Source organism: Microbulbifer sp. Q7 (genome assembly GCF_001639145.1).
GTDB lineage: Bacteria > Pseudomonadota > Gammaproteobacteria > Pseudomonadales > Cellvibrionaceae > Microbulbifer.
On record NZ_LROY01000002.1, the window covers coordinates 2,164,596 to 2,181,484 of the forward strand.

General features: G+C 59.8%; 14 protein-coding genes. 2 read left to right on the forward strand and 12 right to left on the reverse strand.

The genetic code is table 11. The annotated features are described in order from the left end of the window. Nucleotides 1-171 precede the first annotated feature (171 nt). Nucleotides 172-495: a hypothetical protein gene (locus tag AU182_RS14720; protein ID WP_066966838.1), complete on the reverse strand. Its 324-nt coding sequence runs from the start codon at nt 493-495 to the stop codon at nt 172-174. Between the two features lie 337 nt (nt 496-832). Further along, the gene (hrpA, locus tag AU182_RS14725) at nt 833-4,732 is read right to left on the reverse strand and encodes an ATP-dependent RNA helicase HrpA (RefSeq protein WP_066966841.1); all 3,900 of its coding nucleotides are present in this window, start codon (nt 4,730-4,732) and stop codon (nt 833-835) included. A gap of 245 nt (nt 4,733-4,977) precedes the next feature. On the opposite strand from hrpA, the gene AU182_RS14730 reads away from it, so the two are divergent. Further along, nucleotides 4,978-6,459, forward strand: a complete 1,482-nt coding sequence (locus tag AU182_RS14730; RefSeq protein WP_066966844.1) for a peptide MFS transporter — start codon at nt 4,978-4,980, stop codon at nt 6,457-6,459. A 378-nt stretch (nt 6,460-6,837) separates the two neighbouring features. Here AU182_RS14730 and AU182_RS14735 read toward each other — a convergent pair whose 3' ends face one another. From AU182_RS14735 to dnaX, 10 genes are all read right to left on the reverse strand, one after another. Further along, nucleotides 6,838-8,019 (reverse strand): VWA domain-containing protein, encoded by a 1,182-nt coding sequence (locus tag AU182_RS14735; protein WP_066968217.1) that lies wholly within the window; start codon nt 8,017-8,019, stop codon nt 6,838-6,840. A 182-nt stretch (nt 8,020-8,201) separates the two neighbouring features. Further along, a complete protein-coding gene (locus AU182_RS14740; RefSeq protein ID WP_066966847.1) occupies nt 8,202-9,047 on the reverse strand; it encodes a MoxR family ATPase in 846 nt (281 codons plus the stop codon). Nucleotides 9,048-9,230: 183 nt separating this feature from the next. Beyond that, entirely contained in the window at nt 9,231-9,911 is a 681-nt protein-coding gene (locus AU182_RS14745) for a YEATS-associated helix-containing protein (protein WP_066968220.1), read from the reverse strand. Nucleotides 9,912-10,190: 279 nt separating this feature from the next. Beyond that, nucleotides 10,191-10,553: a hypothetical protein gene (locus AU182_RS14750; protein ID WP_066966850.1), complete on the reverse strand. Its 363-nt coding sequence runs from the start codon at nt 10,551-10,553 to the stop codon at nt 10,191-10,193. Between the two features lie 61 nt (nt 10,554-10,614). Beyond that, complete coding sequence (locus AU182_RS14755) at nt 10,615-11,067, reverse strand: YcgN family cysteine cluster protein (RefSeq protein ID WP_066966854.1); 453 nt, start codon at nt 11,065-11,067, stop codon at nt 10,615-10,617. 10 nt (nt 11,068-11,077) lie between these two features. Then, entirely contained in the window at nt 11,078-11,368 is a 291-nt protein-coding gene (locus tag AU182_RS14760; protein WP_066966856.1) for a YcgL domain-containing protein, read from the reverse strand. Between the two features lie 45 nt (nt 11,369-11,413). Beyond that, on the reverse strand, nt 11,414-12,571 hold the full coding sequence (gene rnd, locus AU182_RS14765) for a ribonuclease D (RefSeq protein WP_066966859.1): 1,158 nt from the start codon (nt 12,569-12,571) through the stop codon (nt 11,414-11,416). Further along, complete coding sequence (gene recR / locus AU182_RS14770) at nt 12,571-13,173, reverse strand: recombination mediator RecR (RefSeq protein WP_066966862.1); 603 nt, start codon at nt 13,171-13,173, stop codon at nt 12,571-12,573. The genes rnd and recR overlap by 1 nt, the downstream gene beginning before the upstream one ends. A gap of 113 nt (nt 13,174-13,286) precedes the next feature. Beyond that, nucleotides 13,287-13,634: a YbaB/EbfC family nucleoid-associated protein gene (locus AU182_RS14775; protein ID WP_066966865.1), complete on the reverse strand. Its 348-nt coding sequence runs from the start codon at nt 13,632-13,634 to the stop codon at nt 13,287-13,289. Between the two features lie 93 nt (nt 13,635-13,727). Next, entirely contained in the window at nt 13,728-15,896 is a 2,169-nt protein-coding gene (gene dnaX / locus AU182_RS14780) for a DNA polymerase III subunit gamma/tau (protein WP_066966868.1), read from the reverse strand. Between the two features lie 301 nt (nt 15,897-16,197). Between dnaX and AU182_RS14785 the strand changes: the two genes are divergently transcribed. Then, the gene (locus AU182_RS14785; protein WP_066966871.1) at nt 16,198-16,725 is read left to right on the forward strand and encodes an RNA polymerase sigma factor; all 528 of its coding nucleotides are present in this window, start codon (nt 16,198-16,200) and stop codon (nt 16,723-16,725) included. The last annotated feature ends 164 nt before the right edge of the window (nt 16,726-16,889 follow it).

Here is a 16,889-nt window from a genome sequence, read left to right on the forward strand (position 1 = left end):
CCCGCGTTCGCAGTGCAGGCCCTTTTTCAGGGCACACTGCACTTGAATTAGCACTTTTACGTTTACAAACAACCCGGCACTAGGCCGGGCTGTTGAAGGTACCTATTGAAGGCTCTTGAGAAAGATTCCGAAGAAACGCTCCGAAGAAAGGTTCCTGGAAATAAGCTGCGATCAGCCGCCGCACTTACCCTCGCCACATTTACCTTCTTTCTTTTTACCTTCGCCGCATTTACCTTCGCCGCACTTGCCTTCTTTCTTTTTACCTTCGCCGCACTTGCCTTCGCCGCACTTACCTTCTTTCTTTTTGTCTTCGCCGCACTTGCCTTCGCCACACTTGCCTTCTTTCTGCTTGTGGTCATCCAGCATTTTGAGGTTATAGCCAGCCGTCAGTTCTGTCGCAGTAAACGGATTCGCAGAGGCAGCGGTGCTCATGGCTGCAGACGCGATAAAAGCAGCACTCACAGCGGCCGCCATCGGCAGGTTTTTCTTGTTCATGATTGTTCTCCTGTTGGAAGTTCCAAATGTATGCGTACTAAGAGGCTGCTCATTTCAGGCCGCGATGGTGTCGGTACCCCACGGACGTGAAAATCACCGCTCCCGGATTATAGTGCCCCGAGGCTAAATTGCCCTCAAAGTCAGACCAGTGGTTCAGCTCGTAAGTTCAAGCGACTTTCAGCGACTTCAACAGAACGTGCGCCAGGTCCGCAAGGGCGCCTTTATGGGGACTGTTTATTGGTCGTAGGCGCAGGCACATTCTTACATACGCCGGGAAAATAAAAACAGATGCACGGCAGCGCTGTCATCAGGCCAGGGAGCGGCCAGCCCGGTGGCCTCAATAATCCAGCTCGCTCCAGAACTTGCGCAGCCGTTTGATCGACACCGGTATCTGGGTTTTCAAGGTCTGCGCGAATAGAGAAATCCGGAACTCTTCCAGCATCCAGCGGTATTCCACCAGGCGGGGATCCCCCGCCATCCACTGCGGATCCTGCTTGCTCGCCAGCGCCAGATAGGGTTCTTCGGCCTGCTGGAACTCTGCCGTCAGACGGCGATCCCGGTTGGGGTCCAGGGCCGCTTTTTCCAGACGCAATTCAATGCCTTTGAGAAAACGACCGTACTGCCGCAGCATCTCAAGAGGCGTGTGAAACAGCACCCCGCGGTAGAAAAGCCCCCCCAGCTGACGGTTGATGTCGCCTACGGCCATGGCCACGGCGAGATTCTTCTGCTGTTTGATCTGTTTGCGCAGAGGCACCAGCTGCGACAGGGTCTTCACCAGCAAACTGGCTATTTCCTGCGCAACCGCAACCAGCTTTTCCCGCTGCGCCAGCGACGTCATAAAGTCTTCCTGGCTGCGGGGCCAGGACTCGTCTTGCCAGAAACATTCGCGCACCGCCGCCATCAGGATATCGTCGGCCACTTCCTCGCGGCGCCCAAGGTCTGCGGCGCTCAGGCCCAGCTCTTTACCTTTCAGCAATTCCTTGCGCAGATACTTCACCGGCTCGGGCAGATGCAGGATGGCCAGACGACACACACCTGCGCGGGTCAAGCGCCGCGCTTCCTCGGGGTTATCCAGCAGCTTCAGGTCGACACTGTCTTTGTGTGCGATCAGCACAGGGTAAGCGCGCACCTTGAGGCCGCCCTGATCGAGCTGGTGCGTTTCCGGCAGTGCACCGAAGTCCCACTCGATAATGCCTGCGCGCTCGAATCCATCGCCGGCGCTCGCCAGCTCCTGCTGCACCCGGTCTCGGTAGCGGGCCTGTAGAACATCCAGGTCGCGCCCCTGATCCAGTAACTGCCCTTTTTCGTCGAGCACCTGAATGTTGAACCGGTAAAAATCCTCCACCGCCAGCTCCGCCTGCTGCCAGGCTTCTTCCGGCAGCGTCTGCGCGGTCTGGCGCTTGAGTTCGTGGGCCAGCGCCTGCCACAGCGGGGCATTCTCCGGCTGCATGCGCGGCAGCGCCTTGTCCACCGCCGCGGGCACCGGCACAAAGTACTTGCGGTAGTGCTTCGGCAGGTTTTTCACCAGGGCGATGCACTTGTCCCGCAGGATCCCCGGCACCACCCACTGCAGCCGCGCCGCCGGCACCTGGTGCAGGGCACCCACCGGCACCTGGATACTGACACCGTCGTCAACACTGCCGGGCTCAAAGTGGTAGCTCAGAGGATATTCAATGCCACCGCTGATCAGGGAGTTGGGGAACTGGGCCTCGCCGACATGTTCCGCATCCTGCTGCATCATCAGGTCGCGGGGCAAGAACAGCAGCTGCGGATCTTTTTGTTCCGCCTGCTTGCGCCATTTTTCAAAGCCCGCCAGATTGACCACATCCGCAGGAATACGCTCGTCGAAAAAGCGGAACACCACTTCGTCGTCCACCACGATGTCGCGGCGGCGGGATTTGGCCTCCAGATCTTCCAGCTCTTCCAGCAGCGCCTTGTAGTGCTTGAAGAACTTGCCTTTACCGCGATAACGCTGCTCAACCAGTGCCTCGCGGATAAATACCTCGCGCGCGACAACCGGGTCCAGCTTGCTGAAATGGATACGCTGTTTATCCACCAGCACCAGGCCATACAGGGTGACCTTTTCAAACGCCATTACCGCACCCGAGCGCGGGTTGTAGTGAGGCTCGAAGTAATTGCGTTTGACCAGGTGCTCGGCACAGCCCAGCACCCAGTCGGGTTCGATCTTGGCCACCGTATGCGCGAACAGGCGGCTGGTTTCCAGCAGTTGCGCGGCGACCACCCAGCGCGGCGGTTTCTTGAACTGGCCGGAACCGGGAAAGATGTGAAACCGGCGATTGCGGCAGCCAAGGAATTCCTTGTTTTCGTCGCGCGCGCCGATATTGTCCAGCAGCCCGGGGAGAACCGCCTTGTGCACACTAGCGTAGGGTGCCGGCTCCTTATTCAGTTTCAGGTCCAGGTCGCGGATCGCGAGACGCAGCTGGTGGTGGATGTCTCGCCACTCGCGCAGTCGCAGCCAGGACAGGAAGTTTTTCTGGCACCACTTGCGCAGCTGGTTCTGGCTCAACTCCTGTCGCTGGGCTTCATAGCCGTCCCACAGGTTGACCAGGGTCAGGAAATCCGACTGCTCGTGCTGCCACTGCCGGTGCTTTTCGTCCGCGGCCTGACGCTTCTCTGCCGGTCGTTCGCGGGGATCCTGCACCGCCAGTGCGCTGACAATAATCAGCAGTTCCCGCAGGCTACCTGCGGGACCGGATTCCATCAGCATACGACCGAGGCGCGGATCCAGTGGCAACCGCGACAGTGCGCGTCCCAGTTTGGTGACATGCCCCTTGCCATCAACCGCTTTCAATTCCTGCAGCAGGTTGTAGCCGTCGTTGATCAGGCGCTGGTCGGGCGGATCGACGAACGGAAATTCGCGAATATCACCAATGCGCAGCTGCAGCATCTGCAAAATCACCGCGGCCAGATTGGTCCGTAGGATTTCCGCATCGGTAAATTCCGGGCGCTGGATAAAGTCGCTCTCTTCATACAGGCGAACACACACGCCGGCACTGACGCGGCCGCAGCGGCCGGCACGCTGGTTGGCACTGGCCTGGGAAATGGCCTCCACTGGCAGGCGCTGGATTTTGCTGCGATAACTGTAGCGGCTGATACGTGCGGTACCGGGGTCAATCACATAGCGAATACCGGGCACGGTAATCGAGGTTTCCGCCACGTTGGTGGCGAGCACAATCCTGCGTCCCTTGTGCGGCGCAAACACCCGGCTCTGCTCGGCCAGGCTGAGACGCGCATACAGCGGCAGCACTTCCAGGTGCGGCAGCTGGGCGTCCCGCAATGCCTTGGCACACTCGCGAATTTCCCGCTCACCACTCATGAACACCAGAATGTCGCCGCCGCGGCGGGACGAGGATTTTTCCTCGTGCAGCAGCTCTTCCACCGCGCCGATGATCTGTTCATTCAGGTCTGCATCACTGTCTGCGGGCGGGCGGTAGTGAATGTCCACCGGGTAGGTTCGCCCAGACACCTCGATGATCGGCGCGTTGTCAAAATGCCGGGAGAATTTTTCCAGGTCGATGGTGGCAGATGTGATGATGATCTTGAGATCCGGGCGCCGCGGCAGCAGGGTTTTCAGGTAGCCCAGCAGGAAGTCGATATTGAGGCTGCGCTCGTGGGCCTCGTCGATAATCAGGGTGTCATACTGGTTGAGCAGTGGGTCGCGCTGGATTTCGGCCAGCAGAATGCCGTCGGTCATCAATTTGATGTGGGTGTGCTCGGTACTCTGGTCGGTAAACCGCACCTGATAACCGACGGAGTCCCCCAGGGGTTGCCCGAGCTCCTCGGCAATGCGATTGGCCACGGTGCGCGCGGCAATCCGCCGCGGCTGGGTGTGGCCGATCTGACCGTAAATACCGCGGCCCAGCCCCAGGCAGATTTTGGGCAACTGGGTGGTTTTGCCCGAGCCTGTTTCACCGGCCACCACCACGACCTGGTTGGCGGCGATCAATTCCGCGATTTCTTCCCGCCGCGTCACTACCGGCAGCCCTTCGGGCCACTCCACCCTGGGCAGCTTTTGCCGGCGCGCCTCGGCCAGCGCCAGCGATGCGGCTACCCAGGATTCCAGCTGCGCCAGCATCCGGTCCGCGGGCTTGCCCTCTTTCAGCCGCCGCTGAATATTCCTGAGGGTGCGCTGCAGCTCAAAGCGGTCGCGCCCCATACACTGGGGCAACCGCTGCTGATACTGCTGCAAATTCGGCTGGCTGGACTCTCGGCTCATATGACTGCTTATTCAGAGGAAAACGGCAAACCGGCGATTATACCTGCTGGGGACTGCCTGGGTCTGTGCCTAAACTTGCGCTCGTCCCTCTGCGCGGAAGGCTTTGCCTATACTCAGGTCATTGGCGCAGTTTAAGCCCCTTCAGCGGGCCCCACGTGCAACAAATTTCCAGCAATCGCCCACGGATGAGCCGCACTTGCCAGAGCAAGCCGGCAACCGCTGCGCGAACATGTTCAGGAGCCCCCATGCAAGATCTCAAGCCAAAGCCCCCGGCCAGCGCCGGCGAGATGATGGGGCACCCGAAAGGGCTGTTCCTGCTGTTCGGAACCGAGATGTGGGAGCGCCTCAGCTACTACGGTATGCGCGGCATCTTCGTGTTTTACCTCACCTCCGCCGCGGCCGCGGCGGCCTTCGGCTGGGATGCGCTGTCGGATACCGAGCTGCAGTCCAAGGCACTGAGCTACCTCGGCACCTACGCCATGCTGGTGTACCTGACACCGATCCTCGGCGGCTGGATGGCCGACAACAAGTGGGGCCAGCGGCGCTGCATTATGTTTGGCGGGGTGCTGATGATGCTGGGGCAGTTCGCCCTGGGCTTCCCGCACAAGTGGCTGCCGGACGGCACCGAGATTTACGGGCTGTGGCTCGGCCTTGCGCTGATGATCATCGGCAACGGTTTTTTCAAACCGAACATTTCCACCATGGTGGGCGACCTGTACGACGAGGGCGACAAACGCCGGGATACCGCCTTTACCATTTTCTATATGGGCATCAACCTGGGCTCGATTCTCGGCTACCTGGTGATCGGCTGGATTGGCGAGAAGGTGGATTACCAGCTGGCGTTTGTGGTGGCCGGCCTTGGCATGCTACTGGGGCTGATTCTGCAAATGACCCAGGGCGACAAGATGCTGGGTGAAATCGGCAATCAGCCTTCGGCAAAACTTGGGCTGAAGCCGAATCTGGGTGGCGATGACAAGAAGCGTCCGTTGACGCTGGAAGAGCGCGATCGCGTCAAGGTGATCCTGATCCTGGGGCTGTTCACCGTTATTTTCTGGGCGGGCTTTGAACAGGCGGCGGGCTCGATGAACCTGTTCGCCAAGTACAACACCGACCTGCATATTTTCGGCTTCGAGATTCCGGCCAGTTGGCTGCAGATGGTGAACCCGCTGTTCATCATCATTCTGGCGCCGGTGATGGCGAGTATCTGGGTGGGCCTGGGTTCGCGGGAGCCGACCTCGCCGGGGAAATTCAGCATGGGCTTGATTTTCCTCGGTCTCGGTTTCGTATCCATGGTGGGTGCGGCGATGCAGATCGGGGATTCGGAGACCGCTAAAGCGAGCCCGTGGTGGCTGGTGGTGGCGTATATTTTCCACACCATTGGTGAGCTGTGCCTGTCGCCGATCGGGCTGTCGATGGTGACGAAGCTGGCTCCGCTACGCTATCTGTCGCTGATGATGGGGCTGTGGTTTGCGTTTATCGGCATTGCCAATAAGGGCGCGGCGGAGATCGGTAAGCTTGTGGGTGAATCCGGCCCGATCGCGACCTTTGGCGGTGTGGCGATTGCGGCGATTACTGCCGGGGTTATCCTGTTCTTTATCCGCGAGAAGCTGGTGGACTGGATGCACGGCGCGGAAGAGGAACACACCGTGGTGAAAGACACCACCCAAGAAGAAATCGGCATCACCGCCGACCACGATGTGGCGCCCAAGCGGAAGTTTGGGGAGTAGCCACCAGCCTCCGCTCACCAGCAAAAAACAATATCCGTGGCGGTCAGGCACCGGGTGGAGGTTTTCAGGACCGCTGTGAATACATCCCTGTACGCTGCGTCGGCGACGTCCCTGTCGCCGACGCTCCTGAAAACCTCCACCCGGTGCCTGACCTTATCCCTAACCAGAAATGCCTAGAATAGAGTTCCTCAAATTAGAAATTCGTAGTGTTACCCTATATGCGAAGGAGAAGTGCCAGGTGCGGGTTTTCAGGAGCGTCGCAAACAGGATGTTTGCGCCGCAACGCCCAGGGATGGGTTTACAGTGGTCCTGAAAGCCCGCACCTGGCACTTCGCCGCCACCGTAAGAATTAGCGGCCTACAGAGTCGGAAAGAAGCCTCATCGCCCCTTCACCAGATAGGCAATCGCCCTATCCAACCCCTCGATGGTCATCGGGTACATATGTCCGCCCACCAGACGCTGAGTCATGCTGATACTGGCGGTGTACTGCCAGTACTCCTCTGAGGCGGGGTTGAGCCAGACGAGCTTTTCGTAGGTGTTGGTCACCCGCTGCATCCAGGCCGCGCCGGGCTCTTCGTTCATGTGCTCCACGCTGCCAAAGCGGCTGGTAATTTCATAGGGTGCCATGGACGCGTCGCCGACGAAAATCACCTTGTAATCCTTGCCGTAGGTGCGCAGCACTTCGACCAGTGGGGTGGCCTCGGAGTAGCGGCGGTGGTTGTCTTTCCACACATGCTCGTAAATGAAGTTGTGGAAGTAGAAATACTCCAGGTGCTTGAATTCGCTGCGGCACGCGGAGAACAGTTCTTCGCACTGTTGCACGTACGGGTCCATGGAGCCACCGACGTCGAAGAAGATCAGTACCTTCACCGCGTTGTGTCGCTCCGGCACCATTTTGATATCCAGTAAGCCGGCATTGCGGGCGGTGGAGCGGATGGTGTCGTTCAGGTCCAGCTCTTCCGCCGCACCGGTGCGCGCGAACTTGCGCAGTTTGCGCAGGGCCACCTGAATATTGCGGGTGCCGAGGCTGATGCTGTCATCCAGATTGCGGTACTGGCGCTTCTCCCACACCTTGGAGGCTGACTTGTTGCGGCTCTGGCCGCCAACACGGATACCGCCGGGATGATAGCCACTGTTGCCGAACGGGCTGGTGCCGCCGGTGCCGATCCATTTGTTGCCACCGCTGTGCTTTTTCTTCTGTTCTTCGAGGCGTTTTTTGAACTCCTCGAGCATTTTTTCCAGCCCACCCATGGACTCTATTTTGGCCTTTTCTTCGTCGCTCAGCTGCTTCATGAATTCCGCGCGCAGCCAATCCTCAGGAATCATCTGCTCAAGAATATCGTCGAGGGTTTCCAGCTCTTTGAAGTAGGCGGCGAAGGCGCGGTCGAACTTGTCGAAGTGCTTTTCGTCCTTCACCAGGCAGGTGCGGGCGAGGAAATAGAAGTCGTCCAGGTTGGCGTAGACCAGCCGCTGCTGCAGCGCTTCCAGCAACGATAGCAGCTCGGTAATAGATACCGGAAGCTGGTGGCGGCGGAGGTTCAGGAAAAATCCAATGAGCATAGTAAACGCACGACGAAGTAAGGAGTTCGGGCGAAGGTGGTGCTGGCGGGGGGAGGTTTGCGAAACCTTCACCGCCATAGATGGCGGTGCAGAGCCCCCAGGGATGGGTTGAGGGGGGGGGGCGCCTAGCCCGTGTTTCGCAAACCTCCACCCGCCAGCATCACCGCCACGAAATTGTAACTTTAGCGCCCTTCACGACGCGCCATGAAAGCGAGACGCTCCAGCATATGCACGTCCTGCTCGTTCTTCAGCAGCGCGCCATACAGCGGAGGAATCGCAGACGTGGCATCGCGATTTTTCAGAACGTCCTCGGAAATATCATCGGCCATCAACAGCTTCAGCCAGTCGATCAGCTCGGACGTGGAAGGCTTTTTCTTCAACCCCGGCACCTCGCGGATCTGGAAGAAAATATCCATTGCCTCCGACACCAGTTGCTGCTTGATGGCCGGGTAATGCACATCCACGATCTTCTGCATGGTCGCACGGTCGGGGAAGCTGATGTAATGGAAGAAACAGCGGCGCAAGAACGCATCCGGCAGCTCCTTCTCATTGTTAGAGGTGATGATCACAATCGGGCGCTGCTTGGCGGTGATGGTCTCGCCGGTTTCGTATACATAAAACTGCATACGGTCGATTTCCACCAGCAGATCGTTGGGGAATTCGATGTCGGCCTTGTCGATCTCGTCAATCAGCAGCACCACCCGCTCGTCGGCCTCAAAGGCCTCCCACAGCTTGCCCTTTTTGATGTAGTTGCCGATGTCGTGCACCCGGTCCACCCCCAGCTGGGAATCCCGCAGACGCGAAACGGCATCGTACTCATACAAGCCTTGTTGGGCCTTGGTGGTGGATTTGATATGCCACTGGATCAGTTTCAGGCCGAGGCTGCTGGCCACTTCTTCTGCCAGCAGGGTCTTGCCGGTACCCGGCTCCCCCTTGATCAACAGCGGGCGCTGCAAGGTCACTGCCGCGTCCACCGCCATTTGCAGATCGTCCGTGGCGACGTAACTGTCGGTTCCGGTGAATTTCATGGCCGCTCCGAATTGCTATACACGTAAAGTGACCATGGTAAAGGATGTACGGGAAGGTGCCCAAGGCGGAATCGGCCAGATTAAATGACGGCAGCGGCCGCCCCCGAGGAGAGCGCGACCAGACTTGATGAGTCAGTCAGAAAGGTGCGGATACCAGCTCGAATACCAGAGGGTACCGGGTAATCAGGCCATTTCTGCGCGACGGCGGCGCACCACCTGGCGGCCCTTGTCGGTGATGTACCAGCGGATGCCCAGGTGACTGTGAATTTTGCCGACCATTTCCAGCACCAGCAAACTGTTAAGGGCGCGCGCCACCGAGTTGGTTTCCATATTACCCTCCTGCACCATGCCGGCCAGGGAACGGAATACGCAGTCGCCATTATTGAGCAGGCTGAGTACATGCAGGGCGTTGTCGTCGAGCTTGCGAATCTGATTGAAGTCCAGTGTGGGGCCCTGATCCGGGTCCCCCTCGATCTCGTGCTCCAGCAGCGGCATCATCTCCAGCTGCATCGCGCGGATTTCCTGCTCCAGGTTCTCTACCCGAGCGCGGGCGATGCTCGCATCACGCAGTTGGCGCCGGGCGGCATTGAAGACGAACATGCGCGAGGCAATTGCCGCGAGCAGGCAATAACCGGTAAAGATCAGCAGGCGGGAGGGATCACCCTGTATCTCAATGAGCAGGTCACTTTGGGTGAACTTGAGGAAAATGGGCACCATCAAGGCACCGCACAGGCCCATGATGAGGCAACGGGCCAGGCCCGCGGGGTCTTCCTCGGTAAACAGCATCTGGTAGTAGTTCACCAGGCCACCGAGGATACCGGAGACCAGCATGACCGCGGTCAGTATTAGCAGGTGATCAAGCATCCCTGTCCCTTTATTCCATGCACTGCAGGCACTGCTGAATTTTGTGCGTTTTTCTTCGGCGTCCTGGCCGTTGTCGGGTGCACCCTGGCGCAAGCGCCATACGATTTCTCACCGGTTGAACGCTCTGCCTGCGGAGCATCGCGGCGGAGATTGCGGCGGGCCTTAATAGATATAGCAGTTAGCCGGGTGATCGGGAGCCGCGGAGCGCGGCAGGGGAAATGAAATGGCGCCAGTTACCGCGCGCGTCGGTCACTGGCGCTGATTCGAAGAAATGGATGATTAGTACTGGTCACTCTCGGTCATCGGCCGGTCCTTTCGGCGGCGCAGTATCAGGGTCACAATGCCCACAATCAGCATTACCGCCAGCGCACCAGCGGCGGCAAATACCAGGCTGGCAGCCACTTCCGGTGCGGCGCCCTCTTCCTCAAACACGGTCTGGTATACAAACAGGGGCAGCACCGGCATCAGCGGGCCATCGGCAGCGCCCCGCGCGGGCACCAGCAATACCGTAGCCGCTTCCAGCAAAATCAGGTTGCGCACCCAGGACCAGCTCCAGTTGCGCATAAACCACCAGCCTGCGGCCAGCAGAATGACCGTGCCACCGGCATAAATCGACCAGGCAAATTTGAATTCTTCCGCCATCTTTTAATTCGCTTTTCGTTTGCTGTTATCTGTTGATGATTTGGCGGCGATGCCGCACCGCTTAATCGTCCCCCACCCAGGTGACGATGTACTCTTCGTAGTCTTCCGCAGGCACTTCGGTTTCGCTGACCACTTTATCCTGTACGGAAATACCCGCCCGGTGCACACTCTCCGGATCGCCGGACACCAGCGGATGCCATGCCGGCAGCGATCCGACCTGCGCAAGAATACGGTAAGCGCAAGTGGCGGGTAACCAGGTAAAGCTGGCGGCATCGTCCGGTGTCAGCTGAATGCAATCCGGTACCCGCTGTTTGCGGTTTGGGTAGTCGCTACAGCGGCAGCTGTGAGTATCCAGCAATTTGCACGCAACGCAGGTGGTAAAGACCTCACCGGATTCTTCCTCCTCCAGGCGATGCAGGCAACAACGTCCGCATCCATCACACAGCGACTCCCACTCGGCCGGCGTCATTTCCGCAAGTTTTTTGCGCTGCCAGAAGGGGCGTTGGCTTACCACAGTGACCCGCTCAGCCCCGCGGGAGCTTACTGTTCTGGGCGGCAATCGCCCGCATCTCATCATCCACTACCGGCGGCATCTGCAGATAGTAGCCCTGATCCTTGACGGCGTGCATGACCTTTTCCACATCCGCGCGTGCGAGCTTGCGCTCCGCGGTCAGCAACAGGGTGCTCACGTGCACGGGCTTGCCGAACAGTTCTTGCAGTTTTTCCGGCACGCCACCAAGCCCCTGCTGTTTTTCAACATACAGGTACATTTCTTGTTCCCGCGGGCTGCGGTAAATATCACACACGACCTTCATCAATTACGTTCTCGATTCAATGTTTCAACGGTGCAGTTGGTGGACTCAACCACACTTCAGGGCCTTTAATTCTTCCAGCAGCGGCTCACCAACCACGGCGCGACGCCAGCCTGTCAGCCGCCCTTCGAGTACCGGAGTATCCGCCTGTACCAGCTGCTCGAGTTCTTTTTTACGCACCAGAATCTCCGGCGGCAGCCCCGCCGCCTCTGCAAGTGCGACCACCTTTTTGCGCAGCAGTTTCAGCACCTCGCCCTGCTCCCGGTTGAGCGGTTGCTGCAGCCTTGGGGGCAGGTCACTGCGCGCACCGGCCTGGGCGATGATCTGCAACAGAGTGTCGCCATACTTGCGCAGGGTTTTGCCCTCCAGCCCGGGCTGGGAAAGGGTCGCCAGGTACTTGGGCATGGCCTGGGCGAGGCTCATGCACACATTTTCTTTGAGCAAATGGTTGCGCGGCATATTGCGCGCGCGCGCTTCCCGCTCACGCCAGGCGCAAAGGTCTTGCAATACGGCCAGCTGGGCCGGCTGCAGACGCCAGGCACCCTTCACTTTGCGGTAATAGAGCTCCGGGGGCTCCGGTGTTTTTGCCGCGTCGATAACCGCGGAGCAGTCCTCCTGCAACCATGCCAGACGCTCCTGCTCCCGCAGGGTTTTCAGTAGCATGGCGTACACCAGCGGCAACCAGGCGACATCGAGCGCAGCGTAATTCTTCTGAGATTCACTCAACGGGCGCTGCAGCCAGTCGGACCGGGTTTCGCTTTTGGGCAGGTCGATCTGCAACAGTTGATTCACCGTAGCGGCATAGCCAAGCCCTGCGCCCATACCGGTGATGGCGGCACCAATCTGGGTGTCGAAGATCGGCTCCGGCACCACCCCCAGCAAGCGATCCAGTGTTTCCAGATCTTCGCTGCAGCTGTGCATGATTTTTGTCACGCGGGTATCCAGCAGCAATGCCCGCAGCGGCTCCAGGTCTTCAATCGCCAGGTTGTCCACCAGATAGCAGCGCTTGCCATCGCCCAGCTGCACCAGCGCGGGGAGCGGGTAAAACGTGCGGCTGCGCATGAACTCTGTGTCCAGTGCTACGGCCGCCTGTGTGCGCAAGCGCTCGCACAGCGCCCGTAGCTGTTCACTGCTGTCGATCCACACTGGTGTGGTATCCACCAGTTTTTTCTCGGCGATGGAGGTACTGGTCTTCGGGTCCGTCATTACAACACCGTGCGACTGTTGAAAGCGTGGGCCAGGGTTCCGCCATCGATGTATTCAAGCTCTCCCCCGATGGGTACCCCGTGTGCGATACGACTGACAGAAACGCCTTTGGCGCGCGCGCGTTCCGCAATGAACTGCGCGGTTGCCTCGCCCTCCACGGTGGGGTTGGTGGCGATAATCAGCTCGCCAATACCGCCGCCGACTTTTTCACCCAGACGCTCGCCGAGCAGATCCAGGCCGATATCGGCAGGGCCGACGCCATCGATCGGCGACAAATGGCCGTGCAGCACAAAATACAGCCCGTGGTAGTTGCCCGCCTGCTCGATGGCCAGCACATCCGCCGGCGTTTCCACCACACACAGCAGCGCGTGATCCCGGCGAGTGTTGTTGCACAGGGAGCAGACGTCCTGTTCGGTCAGTGTGCGGCACCGGCTACAGCGGCCGACTTTTTCCACCGCCTGCTGCAATGAGCTGGCGAGCAGGCCGGCGGCCTCCCGGTCTTTTTCCAGCAGATACATGGCCATCCGCTGGGCGGATTTGGGGCCAACGCCGGGAAGGCAGCGCAGGGCGCGAATCAGGTCTTCAATCAGGGGGCTGAACATAGTGTGCGTTCGACCATTTCAAAAAAAGAAAAAGGGTCCTTACCGGACCCGAAAATCACTTGGGTGGGCCAGTGTCGATACACTGCGCCAGCAGCAATCGACACTTCCGGGCATCAACCAAAGGGAAACTTGAACCCTTCCGGCAGGTTCATGCCGGCGGCGAGACCGCCCATCTGTTCTTTCTGCAGTTTCTGGCTGACTTCTTCCACGCGTCGCACGGTGTCGTTAACCGCGGCGGCCAGCAAATCTTCCAGCATTTCCTTGTCTTCGCCGAGCAGGCTCTGGTCGATATTCACATCCACCACATCGTGACGACCATTCATGGTCACCTTGATCATGCCCGCACCGGACTCGCCGGTGACGCGCAGATCCGTTAGCTCTTTCTGCATTTTTTCCATGCGCTCTTGCATGTCGGCCTGCATTTTCTGGGCCTGCTGCATCAAATCGCCAAAACCTTTCATCATGGCTTCCACCACCTAATCAATTCATACATAACTTGTGGGCGTGTGCGCCGAACATTTTTCGGCGTCACACCCACGATAAAACAGACAAAGTTACCCGAGATACTCGACCGATTCCGGCACCAGCTGGGCACCAAGTTCAGACTGCAAATCCTGCACCACGGGGTCCTTATTCAGCGCATCCCGGGCGGAGAGCAGCTGTGCTTCTTTGGTGGCGGCAATCAAGCGCGCCGGCGTGCCGCCATGCACCTCGCCCACCTGGATCTGCACCGTGACCGGCTGACCGAAGAAGTCGCCAAGCACGTCCGCCAGCCGGCGCTGGTGGCCCTCGTCGTACAGGCTGCTGAACGACTGATCCAGGGTAAAAGAAAGTATATTGTCCTGCCGCCCCAGTAACTCCAGGTGCGACGCAATGGAGTGGAGGATACCGGTCACCCCAATCTGGGGATACATGGCTGGCCAGCTCCCGGGCGACAGGGCATCCAGGCGTGCGCTGGGCACTGGCTGCTGCACCTCCTGCGCGGGCTGCAGGCTGCCTGCCTCTGGGGCTTGCGGCTGGGCCAGAGCCTGATCCACCAGCGCCTGGCCCGGCGTCGATTCCACTGCCGCCACCTGCTGACGCAACTGCTCGCGCAGGGCTGCGCGCTCATCTTTTGGCTGAGCAGGGGGCGACGCCGGCACTTGGGGCGCAACCGCAGGTGCCGGCGCCTCCACCACAGCCTGCGGCGGCACCGGCTCAGCGACGGGCTTTTTTGCCGGTAGCGCCTGTTCCGGATCTTCGGGCGGGCGTTGCGCAACCGAAGTCGGCGGCGTGGGATCTTCAGACCAGGGCGGCGCGTCATCGACCGGCGCAGGGGCTTGGCCATGAGCTTGGCCAGCAGCGCGTTCAGGGGCCGCCGATTCAGGGCCGGGCTCGGGGGCCACTGGAGGCACCTCCGATGCCATCGCCGCAGGCGGTTGCGGTTGCGGTTGCGGTGACGACACTGCCGCGTTTTCTGAGGGCACGCGCGCTGGCGGCACCTCGGGAGCGGATACCGTCGAGCCCGGCGCCTCGCTGGCAGAGCCTTGCGCAGATGCGGGCTCCTGCACTGGTGTATTCTGCGCGAGTGCCGCCGGCGCGGGTGCCGCGGCAGACGGGTTTGCCCCGGACAGGCTCGCCGTGGGGATATTGGCAACTCCCTGGGGTTTAAAGGCGAGCATCCGCAGTAAGGCCATTTCGAAGCCGCCGCGGGGATCCGGTGCCAGCGGCAGGTCGCGGCGCGCGAGCAAGGCCATCTGGTAGAACAGCTGAACATTTTCCGCGGCCATGGAAGCGGCGTGATGCTGCAACAGTTCAGCATCCCCGAGCGCATTGTCGATGGCTTCCGGCAGCACCTGAGCGATGGCGATGCGGTGCAGAATGGCCGCCAGCTCTGCCAGTGCCGCGCTGTAGTCCGGCGCCTGCTGGGACAGCTCATCGACGGCGGCGAACAGGGCGGAGGGATTTTCTTCCGCCAGCGCCTGCACCAGTTTCCACACCAGGGTGCTGTCCAGCGTGCCGAGCATGGCACGCACTTCGCCCTCGCTAATCTTGCCGCCACCGAAGGCAATGGCCTGGTCGGTCAGGCTCATGGCATCCCGCATACTGCCGTCGGCAGCGCGGCCCAAATGCCAGAGCGCAGCCTCTTCAAAGGGCACCAGCTCTTTTTCCAGCACGAAGCGCAGATGCGCCACCACGCGCTCCGGGCTCATATTCTTGAGGTTGAACTGCAGGCACCGGGACAACACCGTCACCGGCAATTTTTGCGGATCCGTGGTGGCGAGCAGGAACTTCACGTGGGGTGGCGGTTCTTCCAGCGTCTTCAACAGCGCATTGAACGAACTGTTGGAGAGCATGTGCACCTCATCGATCAGGTACACCTTGTAGCGCCCGCGCGTCGGTGCGTACTGGACATTTTCCAGTAGTTCCCGGGTATCCTCGACCTTGGTGCGGGATGCCGCGTCCACTTCAATCAGGTCAACGAACCGGCCGTCGGCAATTTCGGTACAAACGGAGCACTGACCACAGGGCTCGGAGCTGACGCCGGTTTCACAATTCAGGCACTTGGCCAGAATCCGTGCAATGGTGGTCTTGCCCACCCCCCGGGTACCGGCGAACAGGTAGGCATGATGCAGGCGATTGTTATCCAGGGCGTTGATCAGGGCCTGTAGCACGTGCTCCTGCCCCACCATCTCCCGGAACAGTCGCGGCCGCCATTTGCGCGCCAGTACTTGATAACTCATTCGCTCTCCGCACCTACAGGTGCTGTGGTTGGATCGATGTGTGTCGCGGCCGACACCGCGAGAAGCCGGCCATTATACCGGCATCCCCGCGCAGGAATAGAGACCCGCCAGCACCGGGCGCAGCCAAAGGCCCCTCCACACCTGCCTGATCAACTCATCGTGCCAAAACGACCACTCGTCGATTGCTGTGCGCCTGTGTTATAACTTGCCCGTGCTCGAGACCAATGCCGGTAAAGCCAACGACGGCAAGGCACTCACAACAACAAGCAATACGAGCGCTGTACGGGGATTTCGCCAACTGATGAATAGAGCCCGGAAGACACTTCTGGAGAAGCTGTTTGCCGACCACGGCCAGGCACTGGTGCGGTTCATTACCCGTATCGTGCGCAGCACCGAAGATGCTGAAGACATTGCCCAGCACGCTTATCTGCGCCTGCAGAAACTCAGCGACGAGAAAGACCTCGAAAACCCGCGTGCCTACCTGTTCCAGATCGCCAACAATCTGGCGGTAGACCAACTGCGCCGGGGCAAGCTGCACCTGGAGTACGTCAGCCAGCAGCTTCCCGCAGAAGGCGCCACTGCCACCGACGACGACCATGCGTTCCACCAGTCACCGGAGCGGGTTCTGGCCGCCCGGCAGCAGCTGCAGGCGATTCACGATGCCATGGACAGCCTCCCCCTGAAATGCCGCCAAGCCTTCCTGCTGCACCGCAGCCGCGGTCTCTCCTATGCCGAAATTGCCCAGGAAATGAACATCTCCGTGAGCAGCGTGGAGAAGTACATCCTGCAGGCGCTGAAAATGTGCCGCAAGAAAGTCGGAAACTTATAGCCCTTCCCCGCATCTCAACACTGAGCCACCTCGTCTCATTTCGGTAGACGAGCGCTGATTGGGATCATTACCCTCTAAGCCTGAACAAGATTGGCGCATTAAAAATGTCTGGCGCACTGCCTTGCAGCAAAAATTTTTAAAATTGTTTGAGGGGCCCGGACCAT

Bases quoted from the DNA above. Each gene is read 5' to 3' on its own strand.
- AU182_RS14720 (WP_066966838.1), bottom strand. From the start codon at position 495: ATGAACAAGAAAAACCTGCCGATGGCGGCCGCTGTGAGTGCTGCTTTT.
- hrpA (WP_066966841.1), bottom strand. From the start codon at position 4,732: ATGAGCCGAGAGTCCAGCCAGCCGAATTTGCAGCAGTATCAGCAGCGG.
- AU182_RS14730 (WP_066966844.1), top strand. From the start codon at position 4,978: ATGCAAGATCTCAAGCCAAAGCCCCCGGCCAGCGCCGGCGAGATGATG.
- AU182_RS14735 (WP_066968217.1), bottom strand. From the start codon at position 8,019: ATGCTCATTGGATTTTTCCTGAACCTCCGCCGCCACCAGCTTCCGGTA.
- AU182_RS14740 (WP_066966847.1), bottom strand. From the start codon at position 9,047: ATGAAATTCACCGGAACCGACAGTTACGTCGCCACGGACGATCTGCAA.
- AU182_RS14745 (WP_066968220.1), bottom strand. From the start codon at position 9,911: ATGCTTGATCACCTGCTAATACTGACCGCGGTCATGCTGGTCTCCGGT.
- AU182_RS14750 (WP_066966850.1), bottom strand. From the start codon at position 10,553: ATGGCGGAAGAATTCAAATTTGCCTGGTCGATTTATGCCGGTGGCACG.
- AU182_RS14760 (WP_066966856.1), bottom strand. From the start codon at position 11,368: ATGAAGGTCGTGTGTGATATTTACCGCAGCCCGCGGGAACAAGAAATG.
- rnd (WP_066966859.1), bottom strand. From the start codon at position 12,571: ATGACGGACCCGAAGACCAGTACCTCCATCGCCGAGAAAAAACTGGTG.
- recR (WP_066966862.1), bottom strand. From the start codon at position 13,173: ATGTTCAGCCCCCTGATTGAAGACCTGATTCGCGCCCTGCGCTGCCTT.
- AU182_RS14775 (WP_066966865.1), bottom strand. From the start codon at position 13,634: ATGAAAGGTTTTGGCGATTTGATGCAGCAGGCCCAGAAAATGCAGGCC.
- dnaX (WP_066966868.1), bottom strand. From the start codon at position 15,896: ATGAGTTATCAAGTACTGGCGCGCAAATGGCGGCCGCGACTGTTCCGG.
- AU182_RS14785 (WP_066966871.1), top strand. From the start codon at position 16,198: ATGAATAGAGCCCGGAAGACACTTCTGGAGAAGCTGTTTGCCGACCAC.